Raw genomic sequence first — 16,901 nt, forward strand, 5'->3', positions numbered from 1 at the left:
GACGCAGCCACCCCGCAGAAACCGAACGCCGTAGCGGCGCGCGCAGCGGGAGCCGCGCGAATGCTCGATCGCCCGGTCCACGGCGGTCAGGCCGCGGGCTGCGGACGCGCCAACGCCTTCAACCGCTTCTTCTCCGCCTTGCGCTCCTTGCGCGCCGCCTTGCGGATCTTGCGGTCGTGATTCCACAGGTAGATGGCCGGGGTGCTGAGCAGGGTCAGCAGCTGCGAGACGAGCAGGCCGCCGACGATGGCGATGCCCAGCGGCTGGCGCATTTCGGAGCCGATGCCGAAGCCGATCGCCAGCGGCATCGCCGCGCCCATCGCCACCAGGGTGGTCATGGTGATCGGGCGGAAGCGGACCAGTGCGGCTTCGCGGATGGCATCGGGCGCGGACATGCCGTGCTCGCGCTCGCGCACCAGGGCGAAGTCGACCATCAGGATCGCGTTTTTCTTGACGATGCCGATCAGCATCAGGATCGCGATGATCGCCATCAGCGACAGCTGCGTCTGCGTGACCAGCATCGCCAGGAACGCGCCGGCGCCGGCGGCGGGCAGGGTGGAGAGGATGGTCAGCGGGTGGCCCAGGCTTTCGTAGAGGATGCCCAGCACGATGTACATGGCCAGGATCGAGCCGAGCAGCAGCACCATGCCGTTCGATTGCGCCTGCTTGAGGCGCTGGTTGGCGCCGGTGTATTCCACCTTGACGCCATCCGGCAGGTGCAGCGCGAAGGCGGCCTGGTCGACCAGCGCCACGCCGCGATCCTGGGTGACGTCCTTGGCCAGGTTGTAGCTGATGGTCACCGCCTGCAGCTGGTTGTGGTGGCGCACGCGCAGCGGGCTGATCGCCGGCTCCATGGTGGCCAGCGCGGAAAGCGGAATCATCTTGCCCTGCTCGCTGCGCACGCGGATGTTCAGCAGCGACTGCGGGCTCAGGTTCTCGTTCGGGCTGGCGTTGAGCACCACCGCGTACTGGTTGACGTCGGAGTAGATCTGCGACACCTGGCGCTGGCCGAACGCGCTGAACAGCGCGGTGTCGATGGCGCCCACGCTGACGTGCAGCCGCGCGGCGGCCTCGCGGTCGATGCGCAGCTGCTGCTGCTTGCCGACCTGGTCGAACGGGCTGCTGACGTCGCGGAACTCCTTCAGCGTGCGCAACTGGCGCACCATCTTCAACGCCCATGGCTGCAGGTCGCTGCCCTGGGTGCTGGTGAGCTGGAACTCGTACTGGCCGCCGCGGTCGCCGCTGCCGCCGCCGCCGAGGAATTGCGAGGCGCTGACCGACACCTTGACGTCGGGCAGGCGGTCGTACTGTTTCGACAGGCGCTCGATCACCGCCTTGATGCCTTCATCGCGCTCGCCCGGGCCATCGCCGCGCGGCTTGAGGTCGACGAACATCTGCGCGCTGTTGCCTACCGCGCCGCCGGCACCGTTGCCGCCGAGCAGGGTCAGCTGGTCGAGCACGGCCGGGTCGGCCTGCATGATCTTCTGCACCTGCCGCGCGCGCTCGGCCAGCACGGTGGGCGAGATGTTGGCGTCGGCGTCGATCTCCACCTGCAGCTGGCCGGTGTCCTCGTCGGGCATGAAGGTGCCGCCGGCGGTCTTCACCACCGCCGCGCCCAGCGCGAAGGTGAGGATCAGCAGCAGCAGCGGCTGCCAGCGCATCAGCCGGCGATGGCGCATGGCCCAGTCCAGCGCGCTTTCGTACATCCGCAGCAGGCCGCGATCGAAACGCTCCACTGCCCGCTCGATGCGCCCCGGCGGGGGCGCCGGCACCGGCTCGTGCTTGAGCAGGTGGCCGCACAGCGCAGGCGTGAGGGTGAGCGAGACGATCGCCGAGATCACCACCGCGGCGGTGAGCGTCACCGAGAACTCGCGCAGCAGCATGATCAGCATGTTGTTGCCGAACAGCAGCGGCGCGAACACCGCCACCAGCGACAGCGTGATCGAGACCACGGTGAAACCGATCTCGCGCACGCCGGTCAGCGCCGCCGGCAGCGGTGCCATGCCCTGCTCCATGTGCCGCACGATGTTCTCGATCACCACGATCGCGTCGTCGACGACGAAGCCGATGCACAGCACCAGCGCCACCAGCGACAGGGTGTTCAGGGTGTAGCCGAGCATCCACATCACCACGAACGCGCCGGCCAGCGACAGCGGCACGCTGAGCATGGCGATCAGGGTCGGCCGCAGCCGGCGCAGGAACACCAGCATCACCAGCGCCACCATCGCGATCGAGATCAGCAGCGCGACCTTCACCTCGTGCAGCGCCGACTGCGTGGTCTGGGTGAGGTCGAACACCGGCTGCATGTTGACGTCAGAGGGCAGCGAGGCGGCCAGTTGCGGCAGACGCGCGCGGATCGCCGCCACCGTGGCCACCGCGTTCGCCTCCGGCCGCTTGGTGATCTGCAGGCCGACCGTGCGCGCGCCGTTGAACCACGCCGCCTGGTATTGATCCTGCTGGCCGGAGTAGACATGCGCCACGTCGGACAGCCGCACCGGCGCGCCGTTGCGCTCGGCGATCAGCAGGTCGGCGAACTGGGCCGGCTCGCGCAGGCCGTCGTTGGCGCTCACCGTCATCTGCGTGCGACCGTCGCTGATGATGCCCTGCGGCGAGTTGACGTTGGCTGCGCGCAACGCGTTGGCGACGTCGTTGGCGGTGAGGTCCTTGGCGGCCAGCGCTCGGTTGTCCAGGTCGATGCGCACCGCGTGCGGGGTGCCGCCGAACACCTGCACCTGGGCCACGCCGTCGATCTGCGCGACGGCGGGTTTCAGCAAGGTGTCGGCCAGGTCGAACAGCTTGTCCTGCGGCATGCCCTCGGAGGTCAGGGTGATGAAGAGGATCGGGATCTGCGAGGTATCGAACTTGAAGTACTGCGGGGGCGAAGGCATGCCCGCGGGCAGGTCGGCCGCCGCGGCATTCAGCGCCGCCTGCACGTCCCGCGCTGCGCTGTCGGCGGTGCGGCTGAAGTTGAAGCGCACGCCGATCCCCACCGCGCCTTCGTTGGCGTTGCCGTACATGTCGTCGATGCCGGGGATCTGGCCAAGATGGCGTTCCAGCGGCGCCATCACCGTGTTGGCCATGGTCTGCGCGCTGGCGCCGGGCATGTTCGCCACCACGTAGACACCGGGGAAGTCCAGCGAGGGCAGCGCCGCCACGCCGAGCAGCAGGTAAGCCCACAGCCCGGCCAGCACCAGGCCGACGGCAAGCAGCGAGGTGCCGGCCGGGCGGCGGATCAACGGGGCGAATATGTTCACGCGAGTACCCACGGCAGCAGGTCGGCGCGGCGCAAGGCGCACGCGCGCCCCAGGTACGCAAGACCAGCGATGGGCAGGGGAGTTTCTTTCATGGCGGCTTTATGCCACCGGGTATCTGTGGGCGTATGTGCCTGAAGTACGCACCGTGCCGGAAGGCAGGGGCCCGGATCGGGATTCGGGGTTCGAGAAGGCAACCCCGGTGAGCGACCAGGTCGGGCCTGGCTCCGCTCACCCCGAGCGGCGGGGGCACGTAGGGCGGGCACTGCCCGCCGTTTTGCCGCGACGATGCGAGAGCCGGCGGGCGGTGCCCGCCCTACGAGCCGCACGTCGCTCTTCCGAATCCCTAATCCCCGCTACTTGGGCAGCGCCGGCATGCCCTTGGGCACGGCGGGCATCGGTGGCGGCTGGCGGCCACGGCGGAATTCATCGCGGATGCGCTTCTGCACCGCCTTGCGCTCGCGGTGGTCGTGCTGCCACAGGTAGATCGCCGGCGTGCTCAACAGGGTCAGCAGCTGCGACACCAGCAGGCCGCCGAGGATCGCGATGCCCAGCGGCTGGCGCAGCTCCGAGCCGTAGCCGAAGCCCACCGCCAGCGGCAGCGCCGCGCCCATCGCCACCAGGGTGGTCATGGTGATCGGGCGGAAGCGCACCAGCGCGGCCTCGCGGATGGCCTCGGGCGGCGACAGGCCGCGCTCGCGTTCGGCGACCAGGGCGAAATCGACCATCAGGATCGCGTTCTTCTTGACGATGCCGATCAGCATCAGCACCGCGATCACCGACATCAGGGTCAGCTGGGTGTGGGTCACCAGCATGGCGAGGAACGCGCCCATGCCGGCGGCGGGCAGGGTGGAGAGGATGGTCAGCGGGTGGATCAGGCTCTCGTACAGCACGCCCAGCACCACGTACATCACCAGGATCACCGCCAGCAGCAGCAACAGCACGTCGCTCAGCGCGTCGACCAGGTTCTGGTTCTCGCCGGTGTACTTGCGCTGGATGCCGTTCGGCAGCGCGGCGGCGAAGATCGCCTGGTCGACCAGCTTCAGGCCTTCCGCCGGGGTGATGCCCTCGGCCAGGTTGTAGTTGATCGAGGCCGATTCGAGCTGGTTGAAGTGGCTGACCGTGGCCGGTGCCAGGTGCGGCTGGATCGTGGCCAGCGCGGAGAGCGGGATCATCTCGCCGCGGCTGCTGCGCACATAGGTGCCGAGCAATCCCTGCGGGCTCAGCTCGTCGCCGCGGTCGGCGGTCAGCACCACGCGGTACTGGTTGATGTCCGAATAGATGGTGGAGATCTGGTTCTGCCCGAACGCGTTGTACAGCGCCGAGTCGATCTGGCCCATGCTCACCTGCAGCCGCGCGGCGGCGGCGCGGTCGACCTGCACCATCTGCTGGGTGCCGATGCCGTCGAAGCTGCTGGTGACATCCTTGAACTGCTTCATGCCGCGCATGACGTGTTCGAGATGCAGGGTGGGTTCCTGCAGCGGCGTGCCGTCCAGGCTGTCGAGCTGGAACGAGTAGCGCCCGACATTGCCGCCGCCCAGGCCGCCGCCACCGCCACCACCGAAGAACTGCACCGCGGACACCGCCACGTCGAGGTCGGTGACGCCCTTGAAGTGGGCGGCGAGGCGGTCGACCACCTGCTGCACCGTGACGTGGCGATCGTCCGGCCGATCGCCCAGCGGCTTGAGGTCGACGAACAGGTGCGCGCCGTTGCCGCCGTTGACGATGGTGGATACGTCCAGCACCGCCGGGTCGGCCTGGAACACCGCGGCCACCTCGCGTGAGCGCGTGGTCAGCCGGGTCGGCGAGATGTTCGGGCCGGCAGTGATCTGCACCTGCACCAGGCCGGTGTCCTCCTTCGGCATCAGGCCGCCGCCGGCGGTCATCACCACCAGCACCGCCAGCACGCCGGTGAGCACGAGCAGCACGGCGGGCTGCCAGCGCATCAGGCGGCGGTGGTGCATCGACCAGTCCAGCGCGCGCCGGTACTGCGCGAGCAGCCAGCCATCGAAGCGCTCGGCCAGCCGCTCCAGCCGCCCGGGCGTGCGGCTGCCCTCCGGCTCGTGCACCAGGCTGCGCCCGCACAGGGCTGGGGTGAGGGTGAGCGAGACCACCGCCGAGATCACGATGGTGGCCACCAGGGTCACCGCGAACTCGCGCATCAGCATGGTGAACATGTTGTCGCCGAACACCATCGGCCCGAACACGGCGATCAGCGACAGCGTGATCGACACCACCGTGAAACCGATCTCGCGCACGCCGGTCAGCGCCGCCTGCAGCGGCGCCATGCCCTGCTCGATGTGGCGCACGATGTTCTCGATCACCACGATCGCGTCGTCCACCACGAAACCCACGCACAGCACCAGCGCCACCAGCGAGAAGATGTTCAGGGTGAAGCCGAGCATCCACATCACGATCAGCGCGCCGGCCAGCGACAGCGGCACGCTGAGCATGGCGATCAGGGTCGGCCGCAGCCGGCGCAGGAACAGCAGCATCACCAGCGCCACCATCACGATGCTCATGCCCAGCGCCACCTCGACCTCGTGCAGCGCCGATTCTGTCGTCGGGGTGAGGTCGAAGATCGGGGTGATCTTCACGTCGGCGGGCAACACGTGGCTGAGCCCGGGCAGCGCCGCGCGGATCGCCTTGACCACGGCGATCGCGTTGGCGTCCGGACGCTTGCTGATCTGCAGGGTCACCGCGCGGGTGCCGTTGAACCAGGCCGCGGCGTACTGGTCCTGCTGCCCGCCGCTCACCGTGGCCACGTCGGCCAGCCGGACCGGCACGCCGTTGTTGCTGGCGATCACCAGGCTGGCGAAATCCGCCGGCGTGTGCAGCGCGTCGTTGGCGGTCACCGTCATCTGGCTGACGCCGTCGCTGAGGATGCCCTGCGGCGAGGTGACGTTGGCCGCGCGCAGCGCGTTGGCGACCTGGTTGGTGGTGATGCCCTTGATCGCCAGCGCGTTGGCGTTCAGCGCGATGCGCACCGCGTGCGGGGTGCCGCCGCCGACCTGCACCTGCGCCACGCCGGGGATCTGCGCCACCGCGGGCTTGAGCAGGGTGTCGGTGAGGTCGTAGAGGCGGTCCGGCGGCAGGCTGCTGGAAGTCAGCGTGACCAGCAGCACCGGGATGGTCGAGGTATCGAACTTGAAGTACTGCGGCGGTGCCGGCATGCCCGGCGGCAGGTCGGCGGCGGCGGCATTGAGCGCCGCCTGCACGTCGCGCGCAGCCGCATCGGTGGAGCGCCCGTACTTGAACAGCACCTGGATCTGCGCGCGCCCTTCGCTGGCGCTGGAGAACATGAACTGCACGCCCGGGATGCGCCCGATGTGCCGTTCCAGCGGCGCCATCACCGTGGTGGCCATGGTCTGCGCGCTGGCGCCGGGCATGCCCGCCACCACCGCCACGCCGGGAAACTCGATCGACGGGAACGCCGCCACGCCGATCAGCAGATAGGCCCACACGCCCGCGATCATCAGGCCGATGGCGAGCAGCGAGGTGCCGACCGGGCGGCGGATCATCGGTGCGAATGCGTTCACGTGGCTCTCCCTGTCGCCCAAGCATAACGGCACCGGTCCGGCCGACGGCAGTGACCTGCGGCATGCCGGCGGCCGCGGGAGCGGCGGGCAGTGCCCGCCACCCCGCCGATCAACGCGCGGCGGGGCTGTAACGCAGGGTCAGCAGCAGCTCGCGCCCGGGCTGGTTGAAGTACCAGACCGTTTCGTAGTGGCGGTCGAACGCATTGGCCAGGCGCGCCTCCAGTTGCCAGGCGCGGTCGAACTGCCAGCTCGCACGCAGGTCGGTGGTGGCGTAACCGCCCAGTCGGTGTGCGTTGGCCGCATCGTCATAGCGGTGCCCGGCGGCGTTGAACGTGGCGCCGACGCCGAAGGCGCCGTAGCGGCGGTCCAGGTCGATGCGCGCCGTCTGCTCGGCGCGGCGCGGCAGCACGTTGCCGTCGTTCGGGCCGCCATCCTCGTTGCGCGGCTGCAGCCAGGTCAGGTAGCTCTGCAGCTGCCAGCCGCCGAGCCGGGCGCCGAACTGGCCTTCCACGCCGCGGATGCGCGCCTTGCTGATGTTGCGCGGGAAGTACTGGCTGTCCAGCGCGATCAGCTGGTCGATGCGCGTCTGGTAGGCGTTCAGCGCCCAGTTCCAGCCATCGTGCTGCCGGCTCAGGCCCAGCTCGGCGCTGCGCGAAGTCTCCGGTTTCAGGTCCGGATTGCCGCTGCCGTAGGGGTAGTAGAGATCGTTGAAGGTGGGCGCGTGGAAGGCGCTGCCGTAGCTGGCGGTGAGCTTCACGCCGCTGTCGAAGTGATAACCCCAGGCCAGCGCGCCGGTGTCGTGGTGGCCGTACTGGCTGTTCCTGTCGCGCCGCGCGGAGAGCGCCAGCTCGTTCGGCCCGAACGTGGCCTGGTACTGCGCGTACGCGCCGGTGTCGTGGCGGCGGGTGGCGAGAAAGCCGGTGTCGCTGTCGATGTGCTCGCCCTGCCAGTCGACGCCGAGCGTCAGCAGCTGGTCCGCGGCCAGGTTGATGTCGTTCTGCCACGAGGCCTGGTTGCGGCGCGAATAGATGTAGCCGACGAAGCTCGCGTTCTCGTAGTTGTCGTAGCGGTCCAGGTTCTGGCCCACGCTGAGCGTGCTCTTCCACGCCTGCAGCGGACGGAAGCCGAAGGTCGAACCGGCGACCTGCTGCACGGTGCGCCAGCGGTTCTGGTAGCTGCCGTCGAAATGCGCCTCGCCCAGGCTGCGCAGCCAGGTGCCGGTCAGTTCGGCACCGTTGTCCCAGCGGTAGCCGCCGCTGGCGCTGAGGTTCTTGTTGCGCGACGGATCGCGATCCGGCTCGTCGGTGAAGCAGCCGGCGAAGGCCGCGGCGGCGCCGACGCGGCAGGTGTTGATGCCGCCGGTGTACTGGCTGCCCGCGCCCAGGTTGTACCAGCCCTGTTCGCTGCCGCCGGACAGCCCGAGCTGGCCGCGCAACAGCCTGTCGGTGCCGGCGGTGAGCGCCAGCGACGGTTCGAGGCCGCCGTCGCGCGAGCCGCGGCGGGTGAAGATCTGGATCACGCCGCCGATCGCATCGGCGCCGTAGAGGCTGGAGCGCGGGCCGCGCACGATCTCGATGCGTTCGATCTGCTCCACCGGAATCTGCTCGAACGCGGCCAGCCCCGCGCTGACCGAAGCCACCCGCACGCCATCGACCAGCAGCAGGGTGTGGGTGGAATTGGCGCCGCGCAGGAACAGCGAAGTCTGCTGGCCGTAGCCGCCGGCGTTGGCGAAGCTCACGCCGGGCAGGCCGGTCAGCAGGTCGGCGATCGACACCGGCTGCAGCCGCTCGATGTCGGCGCGGCTGATCACGCTCACCGACGACAGCGAGTCGCCGATGTCGATCGGCGTGCGCGTGGCGGTGACGATCACCGGCTCCAGCGAAATGGCGCGGTCCTGCCCGGATGGGTCCTGCCCGGTCGCGCCGGCACCGGTGGCGCAGGCCAGCAGCAAGCTGGCCAGCAAGGTCTTCTTCATCTTCGTTTTCCTTCGCCGCGCACCCGCGCACGGCCGCATGTCCAGAGGGAATGGCAGCCGGGCGAAAAAGCGGGGACGGAACGACGGACAGACAGGCCGTGGTCCGGCCTCGCCCACCGCGAGCCACCAAGGAGCGTCCAGGCCGGTCTCCGGGCTCGCGAGTGGCGGGCGGTGATTCCGCTCGCCGCGAACGGCGCCTTCCCGTGCATCGCACAGTGGCCTTCGCCGTTCGTGTCTTTCGCTTACCGTTGCGGGGGCAGCGCCGGCCTTGCAGTGTTCGCACACCACGCACCGGCTTCCCGTTTCATCCCTTGGGCGTTGAACCGTCGGGACACCTGAACCGCGTCACTGTAGCGGCGGACGCCCATTCGGGCAATGGTGCGGGAGTGAGTGGAGGGGTGAGAAACGAGAAAAGGCGGGTCGAGGCGTGGTGCTGGCTCTCTCTCACCTCTCACTCCTCTCCACTCACTTCTCGCCCCGCTCCTCGCCGCCGATCCAGCTTTGCTGCACGCGCAACGCATCGTCCATCGCCACCAGATCGGCGCGGCAGCCGGCCGCGATGCGGCCGCGGCTTGCGCCAAGACCGAGGAACTCGGCCGGCCAGGTGCTGGCCATGCGCACTGCCTCGTCCAGCGGCAGGCCGAGCATCTGCACGGTGTTGCGCACGGCGGCGGCCATGTCGAGCGCCGAGCCGGCGAGCACGCCGCTGGCGGTCTGGCAGATGCCGTCTTTCACGGTGATGGTTTCGCCGTTGAGCACGTAGTCGGGGCGGTCGGCGCCGACCGGCGGCATCGCGTCGGTGACCAGCAGCATCTTGCCGCGGGCCTTGGCGGCGATCGCCACACGCAGGCTGGCCGGGTGCACGTGGTGGCCGTCGACGATGATGCCGCACCAGCTCGCCGCATCTTCCAGCGCGGCGCCGACCACGCCCGGCTCGCGGCTGCCGAACGGGGTCATCGCGTTGAACAAATGCGTGAAGCCGCGCACGCCGGCATCGAGTGCGGCGCGGGTGGTTTCGTAGTCGGCGGCGGTGTGGCCGGCGCAAACGATCACCCCGGCGGCGGCGAGCGCGCGGATGCTCGCCGGCGGCACCCGGTCCGGGGCCAGCGTGACCAGCCGGATGCCGCGATGGGGTGCGCACAGCAAGGCCAGCTCGTCGGCGCCGGGTACGTGGAAGTACTTCGCGTCGTGCACGCCCTTGCGGGCGGGCGCCAGGTACGGCCCTTCGAGGTGGATGCCGAGCAGGCCCGGCACGCCTTCGGCCAATGCCTGTTCCACCGCCGCCAGCGCTTCGCGCATCACCTCGACCCGATCGCTGATCAGGGTCGGCAGGAAACCGGTGGTGCCGTAGCGCCGGTGGGCCGCGCCGATGCGGCGGATCGTCTCCACCGTCGGCGCCTCGTTGAACAGCACGCCACCGCCGCCGTTGACCTGCACGTCGATGAAGCCCGGCAGCAGCATGGCGCCGGCGAGGTCGTGCACCTGCGCGGCGCCCACGCGCGGATCGGATGGCGGCAGCAGGTCGGCGATACGCTCGCCGTCGAGCAGCACGGCTAAGTCGTCGCGCCAGCCGTCGGGGGTGAGTACGCGGGCGTGGGTGAGGACGTGAAGCATGGCGAATTCCGTTGATGATGCGCGACTGAAGGAGCAATACCCTCGTAGGGCGGGCACTGCCCGCCGCTCCCCGTCACGCGAAAATAAAGGCCGGCGGGCAGTGCCCGCCCTACGGCATGCTCAAACCGTCTCCGTGACCTTGTTCAGATGCGGCGGCACGTCGGGGTTGAAACCGCGGCGCAGCGCAAGCTCGCTGGCGGCGCGGTAGAAGCTCTGGATGATCAGCAGCGGCGTGCACAGCGCGGGCAGGCCACCGGGCACCGGCAGCGTGCCGGGGCCGTGCTGGCCCGGCGCGGCAACGAAGACCTGCGCGCCGCGGCCGCGGAACTCGCGCGCCACCGCCAGCGTGCTGGCCAGGGTGTCGTCGTCCTGGGCGAAGCACAGCACCGGGAAGTCCGGTCCGACCAGCGCCATCGGGCCGTGCTTCACCTCGGCGGCGCTGAACGCCTCGGCGTGCAGGCCGCAGGTTTCCTTGAACTTGAGCGCCGCTTCCAGCGCGATGCCGAGGCCGAAGCCGCGGCCGACCACGAACAGGTTGTGCGCGCCGACGAGGCCTTCATGGAGGCTGGACCAGTCCGCATCCCAGCTCTTGCGCAAGGCGTCGGGCAGGGTCGGCAGCGCGGCGTCGAGTTCGGCGTCGCCGCTCCAGCGCGCGCACAGGTGCAGCACCGCGGCCAGCGCGGCGAGGTAGCTCTTGGTCGCCGCCACGCTGCGCTCGGGCCCGGCGTGCAGCGGAATCACGGTGTCGGCCAGCGCGGCCAGCGGCGAATCGGCCACGTTGACCAGCGCCACCACGCGCGCACCGGCACGTTTCGCCGCCTCCGCGGTGCGCAGCAGGTCGGGGCTCTTGCCCGATTGCGAAATCGCGATGAACAGCGCGTCCCGCCACTGCTGCTCGGCGGCATACACCGAGCTCACCGAGGGCGACGCCGAGGCGGTGGCGATGCCCAGCTGCGTCTCGAACACGTACTTGGCGTAGGCCGCGGCGTGATCCGAACTGCCGCGCGCGCAGGTGACGATGAAGCGTGGCGGCGCCTCGCGCAGCGACTGCGCCAGCGCGCTCACCACCGCTTCGTTGGCGGCAAGCTGGCGCGCCACTACCGCGGCCGATTCCTGCGCTTCGCGGAACATCAGGGTGTCGCTGGCGTTCATGCTTGTCCTTCAGTCGGTGTGCAATTCGGCGACGAAGTCGTAGATGTCGCCGCGATACCAGGAGGTGGTGAACTCGACCACGCGGCCGTCGTCGAGGAAGCTGCGCCGTTCGATGTTCAGGCCGGCGCTGCCCACCGCCACGTGCAGCAGCCGCGCCTGCTGCGCGTTCAGCGACACCGCGCGCAGGCGCTGCAGCGCGCGGCGCGGGCGGCAGCCGAGTTGTTCGAGCGCCTCGTACAGCGAGTCGCGCACCAGCATCGGATCGGGCAGCACGCTGGCCGGCACCACGCTGCGCTCGATCGCCAGCGGCTCGTCCTGCCCGTAGCGCAGGCGATGCAGGCGCACCACCAGCGAGCCGGGCGAGAGGTTCATCGCCATCGACTCCTCCGGCGTCACCTCGCCGATCACCCGCTCGAAGAACTCCGAACGCGGGCGCAGTCCGCGCTCGCGCAGGTCCTCGGTGAAACTGGTCAGCCGCGACATCGGCTTGACGATGCGCTCGGCGATGAAGGTGCCGGCGCCGTGGCGCTGGGTCAGCAGGCCTTCCTCGACCAGGCCGGCGATCGCCTTGCGCACGGTGACCCGCGAGAGCTTCAGCACCAGCGCCAGGTCGCGTTCGCTGGGCAGCGCGTGGCCCGGCTCGACGTCGTGCTGCTGCACCACGTTGCGGATCGCCTGGCGCAGTCGCAGGTAGGCCAGCGGCTGGTGATTGGCCGGGTCGCGGCAGATCCGGCGGTATTCCTTGGACAAGGTGGTTTCCATGGCGCGCACCATACCAATAGCGATCCACCGGCCGCAAGCCATGACGGTGCGATATGCCCGCCAGCAAACGCTCGGCCATCCCCAGCCGTTCGCACCGAGCGTGGCTCGCGCCGGCGAGCGGGGTCGAAGTGCATCGCCGGGTGACCAGACCCTTCGACTTCCTTGCTTCCCAAGGCACAGCCATCCCTGGCTGCTCCCCGCGTACGGCCTGCGGGAACGGCCTGCGCTCAGGGAGAACGGGGGTGACGGGACTGCCTGCGGATCGTTCTGCTGGGGCCGCCGATGAATTCGTATGCAACCGGGTAGTCGCTCTGGTATTTCACTGGTACCATCGGCAAAAACCCGGGCAGCGGCATCCGGCCGCGGCCCGCCAGCCGGCATCGAGTCGAGGTGATCGCGTGACTGCTTCCCCCCAAACCGTCGAGCCATTCGACCTGGTGATTTTCGGCGGCACCGGCGATCTCGCCGCGCGCAAATTGCTGCCGGCGCTGTTCCACCGTTTTCTCGACCACCAATTGCCGCCCAGCAGCCGCATCGTCGGCGTGGCGCGCGAGGCGCTGGACGACGCCGGCTATCGCGCGCAACTGCGCGAGGCGCTGATCGCGATCTGCGATGCCCGCCAGCTGGACGAGTTCCTGCAGCAGGTGTTCTACCGTCCGCTGGATGCGCGCAAGGACGAGGGCTGGGACGATTTCGCCGCCTTCATCGGCGCCGAGCCCGACCACGTGCGGGTGTTCTACCTGTCGACCTCGCCCGAACTGTTCGTCGACATCTGCAAGCGGCTGGGCCATTACGGCTTGAACCAGGGCAAGTCGCGCGTGGTGCTGGAGAAGCCCATCGGCCGCGACCTGGACAGCGCCAACCGGATCAACGATGCGGTGGGCCAGGTGTTCGACGAAACCCAGACCTTCCGCATCGACCACTACCTCGGCAAGGAGACGGTGCAGAACCTGCTGGTGCTGCGCTTCGGCAACGCGCTGTTCGAGCCGCTGTGGAACTCCGCGCACATCGACCACGTGCAGATCACCGTGGCCGAGACGCTCGGCGTGGGCCACCGCGGCGCCTATTACGACCGCGCCGGCGCGCTGCGCGACATGGTGCAGAACCACATGCTGCAACTGCTGTGCATGGTGGCCATGGAACCGCCCTCGTCGCTGGCGCCGGACGCGGTGCGCGACGAGAAGCTCAAGGTGCTGCACTCGCTCAAGCCCATCGACGCGAGCAACGCCGGCCAGCTCACCGTGCGCGGCCAGTACCGCGCCGGCGTGGCCGAGGGCGCCAGCGTGCCCGGCTACGGCGAGGAACTGGGCAACGCGAAATCCGATACCGAGACCTTCGTCGCGCTGAAAGCCGAGATCGGCAACTGGCGCTGGGCCGGCGTGCCGTTCTACCTGCGCACCGGCAAGCGCCTCGCGCATCGGGTGTCGGAGATCGCGGTGACCTTCAAGCCGGTGCCGCATTCCATCTTCGACGCCGCCTCCGGCTCGCTGGCGCAGAACCGGCTGGTGCTGCGGCTGCAGCCGGACGAGGGCGTGAAGCTGTGGCTGACCATCAAGCACCCCGGCCCCGGCGGCCTGCGCCTGCGCCACGTGCCGTTGGACATGAGCTTCGCCGAGGCGTTCGGCGTGTCGCAGCCCGACGCCTACGAACGCCTGCTGCTGGACGTGGTGCGCGGCAATCCCACCTTGTTCATGCGCCGCGACGAAGTGGAAGCGGCCTGGCGCTGGGCCGGCCCCATCCTGGCCGCGTGGAGCGACAGCGGCGAAGCGCCGCGGCCGTACGCGGCCGGCAGCTGGGGGCCGAGCGCGTCGGTGGCGCTGATCGAGCGCGACGGCCGCACCTGGCACGACGACAACGAATAGGCGCGCACTTCACCTGCTGCCTGCGCCGCCCCAACCACACTGGAACGCATCACCTCGCCGCCGATCGAACCCGCCATGTCCGCACCCACCAACGTCACCACCCACAGCTTCACCGGATGCCAGGCGCAAGCCGTGGCGCTGGCCGAGCGCGTGGCCGAACGCCTGCGCGACGGCCTGGCGCAACGCGGCCAGGCCGTGCTGGCGGTCTCCGGCGGCAGCACGCCGAAGGATTTCTTCGAGCAGCTGTCGCGCCAGGCACTGGACTGGACCAGGGTGCAGGTGACCCTGGTCGACGAACGCTGGGTGCCCGAAAGCGATGTGCGCTCCAACGCGCGACTGGTGCATACGCACCTGCTGCAGCACGCCGCTGCCGCGGCGCCATTCATTCCGCTGTACACCGGCGACGCCAGTCCGGAGGCCGGCCTGGCCCGCGCCGAAGCACGCATCGCCGCGTTGCCGCTGCCGTTCGACGCGGTGGTGTTGGGCATGGGTGACGACGGCCACACCGCTTCGTTCTTTCCCGGCGGCGACCACCTCGCCGAAGCGCTGGACCCGCACGGCAGCATGCGCGTACTGCCGATGCACGCGCCCGGTGCCGACGAGCCGCGCATCACGCTGACCTTGCCCACGCTGCTGCAAACGCGCGCGTTGTACCTGCTGGTGGCCGGCGAGAAGAAGCGCGACGTACTCGCCGACGCGCGGCTTGGCCTGGGTGCCGCGCGCGACTATCCGGTGCGCGCCGTGCTGACCCAGCAACGCGTGCCGGTGGCGGTGTACTGGTGCCCTTGAGAGCGAGAAACGAGTGGGGAGGGGTGAGAAATGAGTGAACCACACCCGCCACTCCCGCCGTCTCTCGTTTCTCACTCGTCTTCACTCATTTCTGGATTTGAATCATGACCACGCTGCATCCCGTCGTCGCCGAAGTCACCGAACGCCTGCGCGAACGCAGCCGCGAGACGCGCGCGGCGTATCTCGCGCGGATCGACGCGGTGGATCGCAGCGGGCCGCGGCGCGGGCACCTGTCCTGCGGCAACCTTGCGCACGGGTTCGCCGCGTGCGGCAGCGAAGACAAGGACGCGCTGCGCAACGGCCACCGCGCCAACCTGGCCATCGTCACCGCCTACAACGACATGCTCTCGGCGCACCAGCCGTACGAGCGCTATCCCGCGCTGATCCGGCAGATCGCGCGCGACGCCGGCTTCACCGCGCAGGTCGCCGGCGGCGTGCCGGCGATGTGCGACGGCATCACGCAAGGCCGCGCTGGCATGCAGCTGTCGCTGTTCTCGCGCGACGTGATCGCGCTGGCCACCGCGGTGGCGCTGTCGCACGACATGTTCGACGGCGCGCTGTTCCTCGGCATCTGCGACAAGATCGTGCCGGGCCTGCTGATCGCCGCGCTCAGCTTCGGTCATCTTCCCGCGGCCTTCGTGCCCAGCGGCCCGATGCCCAGCGGCATCCCCAACGAACAGAAGTCGAAAGTGCGCCAGGCGTTCGCCGACGGCAAGGCGAGCAAGGCCGAATTGCTCGAGGCGGAGGCCGCGTCATACCACACCGCCGGCACCTGCACCTTCTACGGCACCGCCAACTCCAACCAGATGCTGATGGAGATCATGGGCCTGCACCTGCCCGGCGCCAGCTTCACCGCGCCGGACACGCCGCTGCGCGACGCGCTCACCGCCGAGGTGGTGCGCCGCGTCGCCGCCAACAGCGCGCTGGGCGGACATTACCTGCCGCTCGGCCACCATCTCGACGAGCGCGCCATCATCAACGGCGTGATCGGGCTGCACGCTACCGGCGGCTCGACCAACCACCTGCTGCACCTGGTGGCGATGGCGCAGGCCGCGGGCATCCAGTTGCGCTGGGACGATTTCGACGCGCTGTCCGGGGTGATCCCGCTGCTGGCGCGCGTCTATCCGAACGGCTACGCCGACGTGAACCAGTTCCACGACGCCGGCGGCATGGCCTTCCTGATCGACCAGCTGCTCGGCGCCGGCCTGCTGCACGGCGACGTCAAGACCATCTTCGGCACCGGCCTGGAGGGCTACGCGCAGGTACCGTATCTGGACGACAGCGGCACGCTGCGCTGGAAACCCGTGCCGAAGCAGAGCGGCAACCGTGGCGTGCTGCGCGGCGTGGACGAGCCGTTCCGCCCCGACGGCGGCTTGCGCCTGCTCGACGGCAACCTCGGCCGCGCCGTGATCAAGGTCTCCTCGGTGCCGGAGGATCGCCTGCTGATCGAGGCGCCGGCGATCGTGTTCAACGACCAGGACGAGGTCGCCGGCGCCTACCAGCGCGGCGAGCTCAACCGCGATTTCGTGGCGGTGGTGCGCTTCCAGGGTCCGCGCGCCAACGGCATGCCCGAGCTGCACAAGCTCACCCCCACGCTGGCGGTGCTGCAGGACCGCGGCCACCGCATCGCCCTGCTCACCGACGGGCGCATGTCCGGGGCTTCCGGCCGCGTGCCGGCGGCGATTCACGTGACGCCCGAGGCGGTCGCCGGTGGCAACATCGCGAAGATCCGCGATGGCGACATGATCCGGCTCGACGCTGCAAATGGACGTCTGGACGTCCTTGTCGAGACGGACGAACTGGACGCCCGCCTGCCGCACCTCGCCGACCTGTCGCACGACCACACCGGCATGGGCCGTGAGCTGTTCGGCCTGTTCCGGCAGGCCGCCACCAGCGCCGATTTCGGCGCGGGGGTGCTATAGGCGATGTAGGGCGGGCATTGCCCGCCGGCCTTTTT

At 69.6% G+C, this 16,901-nt stretch carries 9 protein-coding genes and 1 riboswitch; of the genes, 3 read left to right on the forward strand and 6 right to left on the reverse strand.

Annotation, left to right across the window (positions count from 1 at the left end; genetic code table 11):
* Positions 1-86 precede the first annotated feature (86 nt).
* From ACVCMC_RS13145 to ACVCMC_RS13170, 6 genes are all read right to left on the reverse strand, one after another.
* On the reverse strand, positions 87-3,254 hold the full coding sequence (locus ACVCMC_RS13145) for an efflux RND transporter permease subunit (RefSeq protein WP_447097605.1): 3,168 nt from the start codon (positions 3,252-3,254) through the stop codon (positions 87-89).
* Positions 3,255-3,607: 353 nt separating this feature from the next.
* Positions 3,608-6,790, reverse strand: a complete 3,183-nt coding sequence (locus ACVCMC_RS13150) for an efflux RND transporter permease subunit (protein WP_447097606.1) — start codon at positions 6,788-6,790, stop codon at positions 3,608-3,610.
* Positions 6,791-6,899: 109 nt separating this feature from the next.
* Entirely contained in the window at positions 6,900-8,765 is a 1,866-nt protein-coding gene (gene btuB / locus ACVCMC_RS13155; RefSeq protein WP_447097607.1) for a TonB-dependent vitamin B12 receptor, read from the reverse strand.
* A gap of 123 nt (positions 8,766-8,888) precedes the next feature.
* A riboswitch (cobalamin riboswitch) is annotated at positions 8,889-9,119 on the reverse strand.
* Between the two features lie 111 nt (positions 9,120-9,230).
* Complete coding sequence (gene nagA, locus ACVCMC_RS13160) at positions 9,231-10,379, reverse strand: N-acetylglucosamine-6-phosphate deacetylase (protein WP_447097608.1); 1,149 nt, start codon at positions 10,377-10,379, stop codon at positions 9,231-9,233.
* A 120-nt stretch (positions 10,380-10,499) separates the two neighbouring features.
* A complete protein-coding gene (locus ACVCMC_RS13165) occupies positions 10,500-11,531 on the reverse strand; it encodes an SIS domain-containing protein (protein ID WP_447097609.1) in 1,032 nt (343 codons plus the stop codon).
* A 9-nt stretch (positions 11,532-11,540) separates the two neighbouring features.
* Complete coding sequence (locus ACVCMC_RS13170) at positions 11,541-12,293, reverse strand: GntR family transcriptional regulator (protein ID WP_136259285.1); 753 nt, start codon at positions 12,291-12,293, stop codon at positions 11,541-11,543.
* A 398-nt stretch (positions 12,294-12,691) separates the two neighbouring features.
* Between ACVCMC_RS13170 and zwf the strand changes: the two genes are divergently transcribed.
* The 3 genes from zwf (at position 12,692) to edd (ending at position 16,866) form a co-directional block, all read left to right on the forward strand.
* Complete coding sequence (zwf, locus tag ACVCMC_RS13175; RefSeq protein WP_395120872.1) at positions 12,692-14,155, forward strand: glucose-6-phosphate dehydrogenase; 1,464 nt, start codon at positions 12,692-12,694, stop codon at positions 14,153-14,155.
* Between the two features lie 75 nt (positions 14,156-14,230).
* Positions 14,231-14,944, forward strand: coding sequence for a 6-phosphogluconolactonase (gene pgl, locus ACVCMC_RS13180; RefSeq protein WP_447097610.1), 714 nt, complete (start codon positions 14,231-14,233; stop codon positions 14,942-14,944).
* 104 nt (positions 14,945-15,048) lie between these two features.
* Positions 15,049-16,866 (forward strand): phosphogluconate dehydratase, encoded by a 1,818-nt coding sequence (gene edd, locus ACVCMC_RS13185; RefSeq protein ID WP_447097611.1) that lies wholly within the window; start codon positions 15,049-15,051, stop codon positions 16,864-16,866.
* Positions 16,867-16,901 lie beyond the last annotated feature (35 nt).

It is taken from the genome of Rhodanobacter sp. UC4452_H20, assembly GCF_052978205.1.

Bases quoted from the DNA above. Each gene is read 5' to 3' on its own strand.
- btuB (WP_447097607.1), bottom strand. From the start codon at position 8,765: ATGAAGAAGACCTTGCTGGCCAGCTTGCTGCTGGCCTGCGCCACCGGT.
- nagA (WP_447097608.1), bottom strand. From the start codon at position 10,379: ATGCTTCACGTCCTCACCCACGCCCGCGTACTCACCCCCGACGGCTGG.
- ACVCMC_RS13165 (WP_447097609.1), bottom strand. From the start codon at position 11,531: ATGAACGCCAGCGACACCCTGATGTTCCGCGAAGCGCAGGAATCGGCC.
- ACVCMC_RS13170 (WP_136259285.1), bottom strand. From the start codon at position 12,293: ATGGAAACCACCTTGTCCAAGGAATACCGCCGGATCTGCCGCGACCCG.
- pgl (WP_447097610.1), top strand. From the start codon at position 14,231: ATGTCCGCACCCACCAACGTCACCACCCACAGCTTCACCGGATGCCAG.
- edd (WP_447097611.1), top strand. From the start codon at position 15,049: ATGACCACGCTGCATCCCGTCGTCGCCGAAGTCACCGAACGCCTGCGC.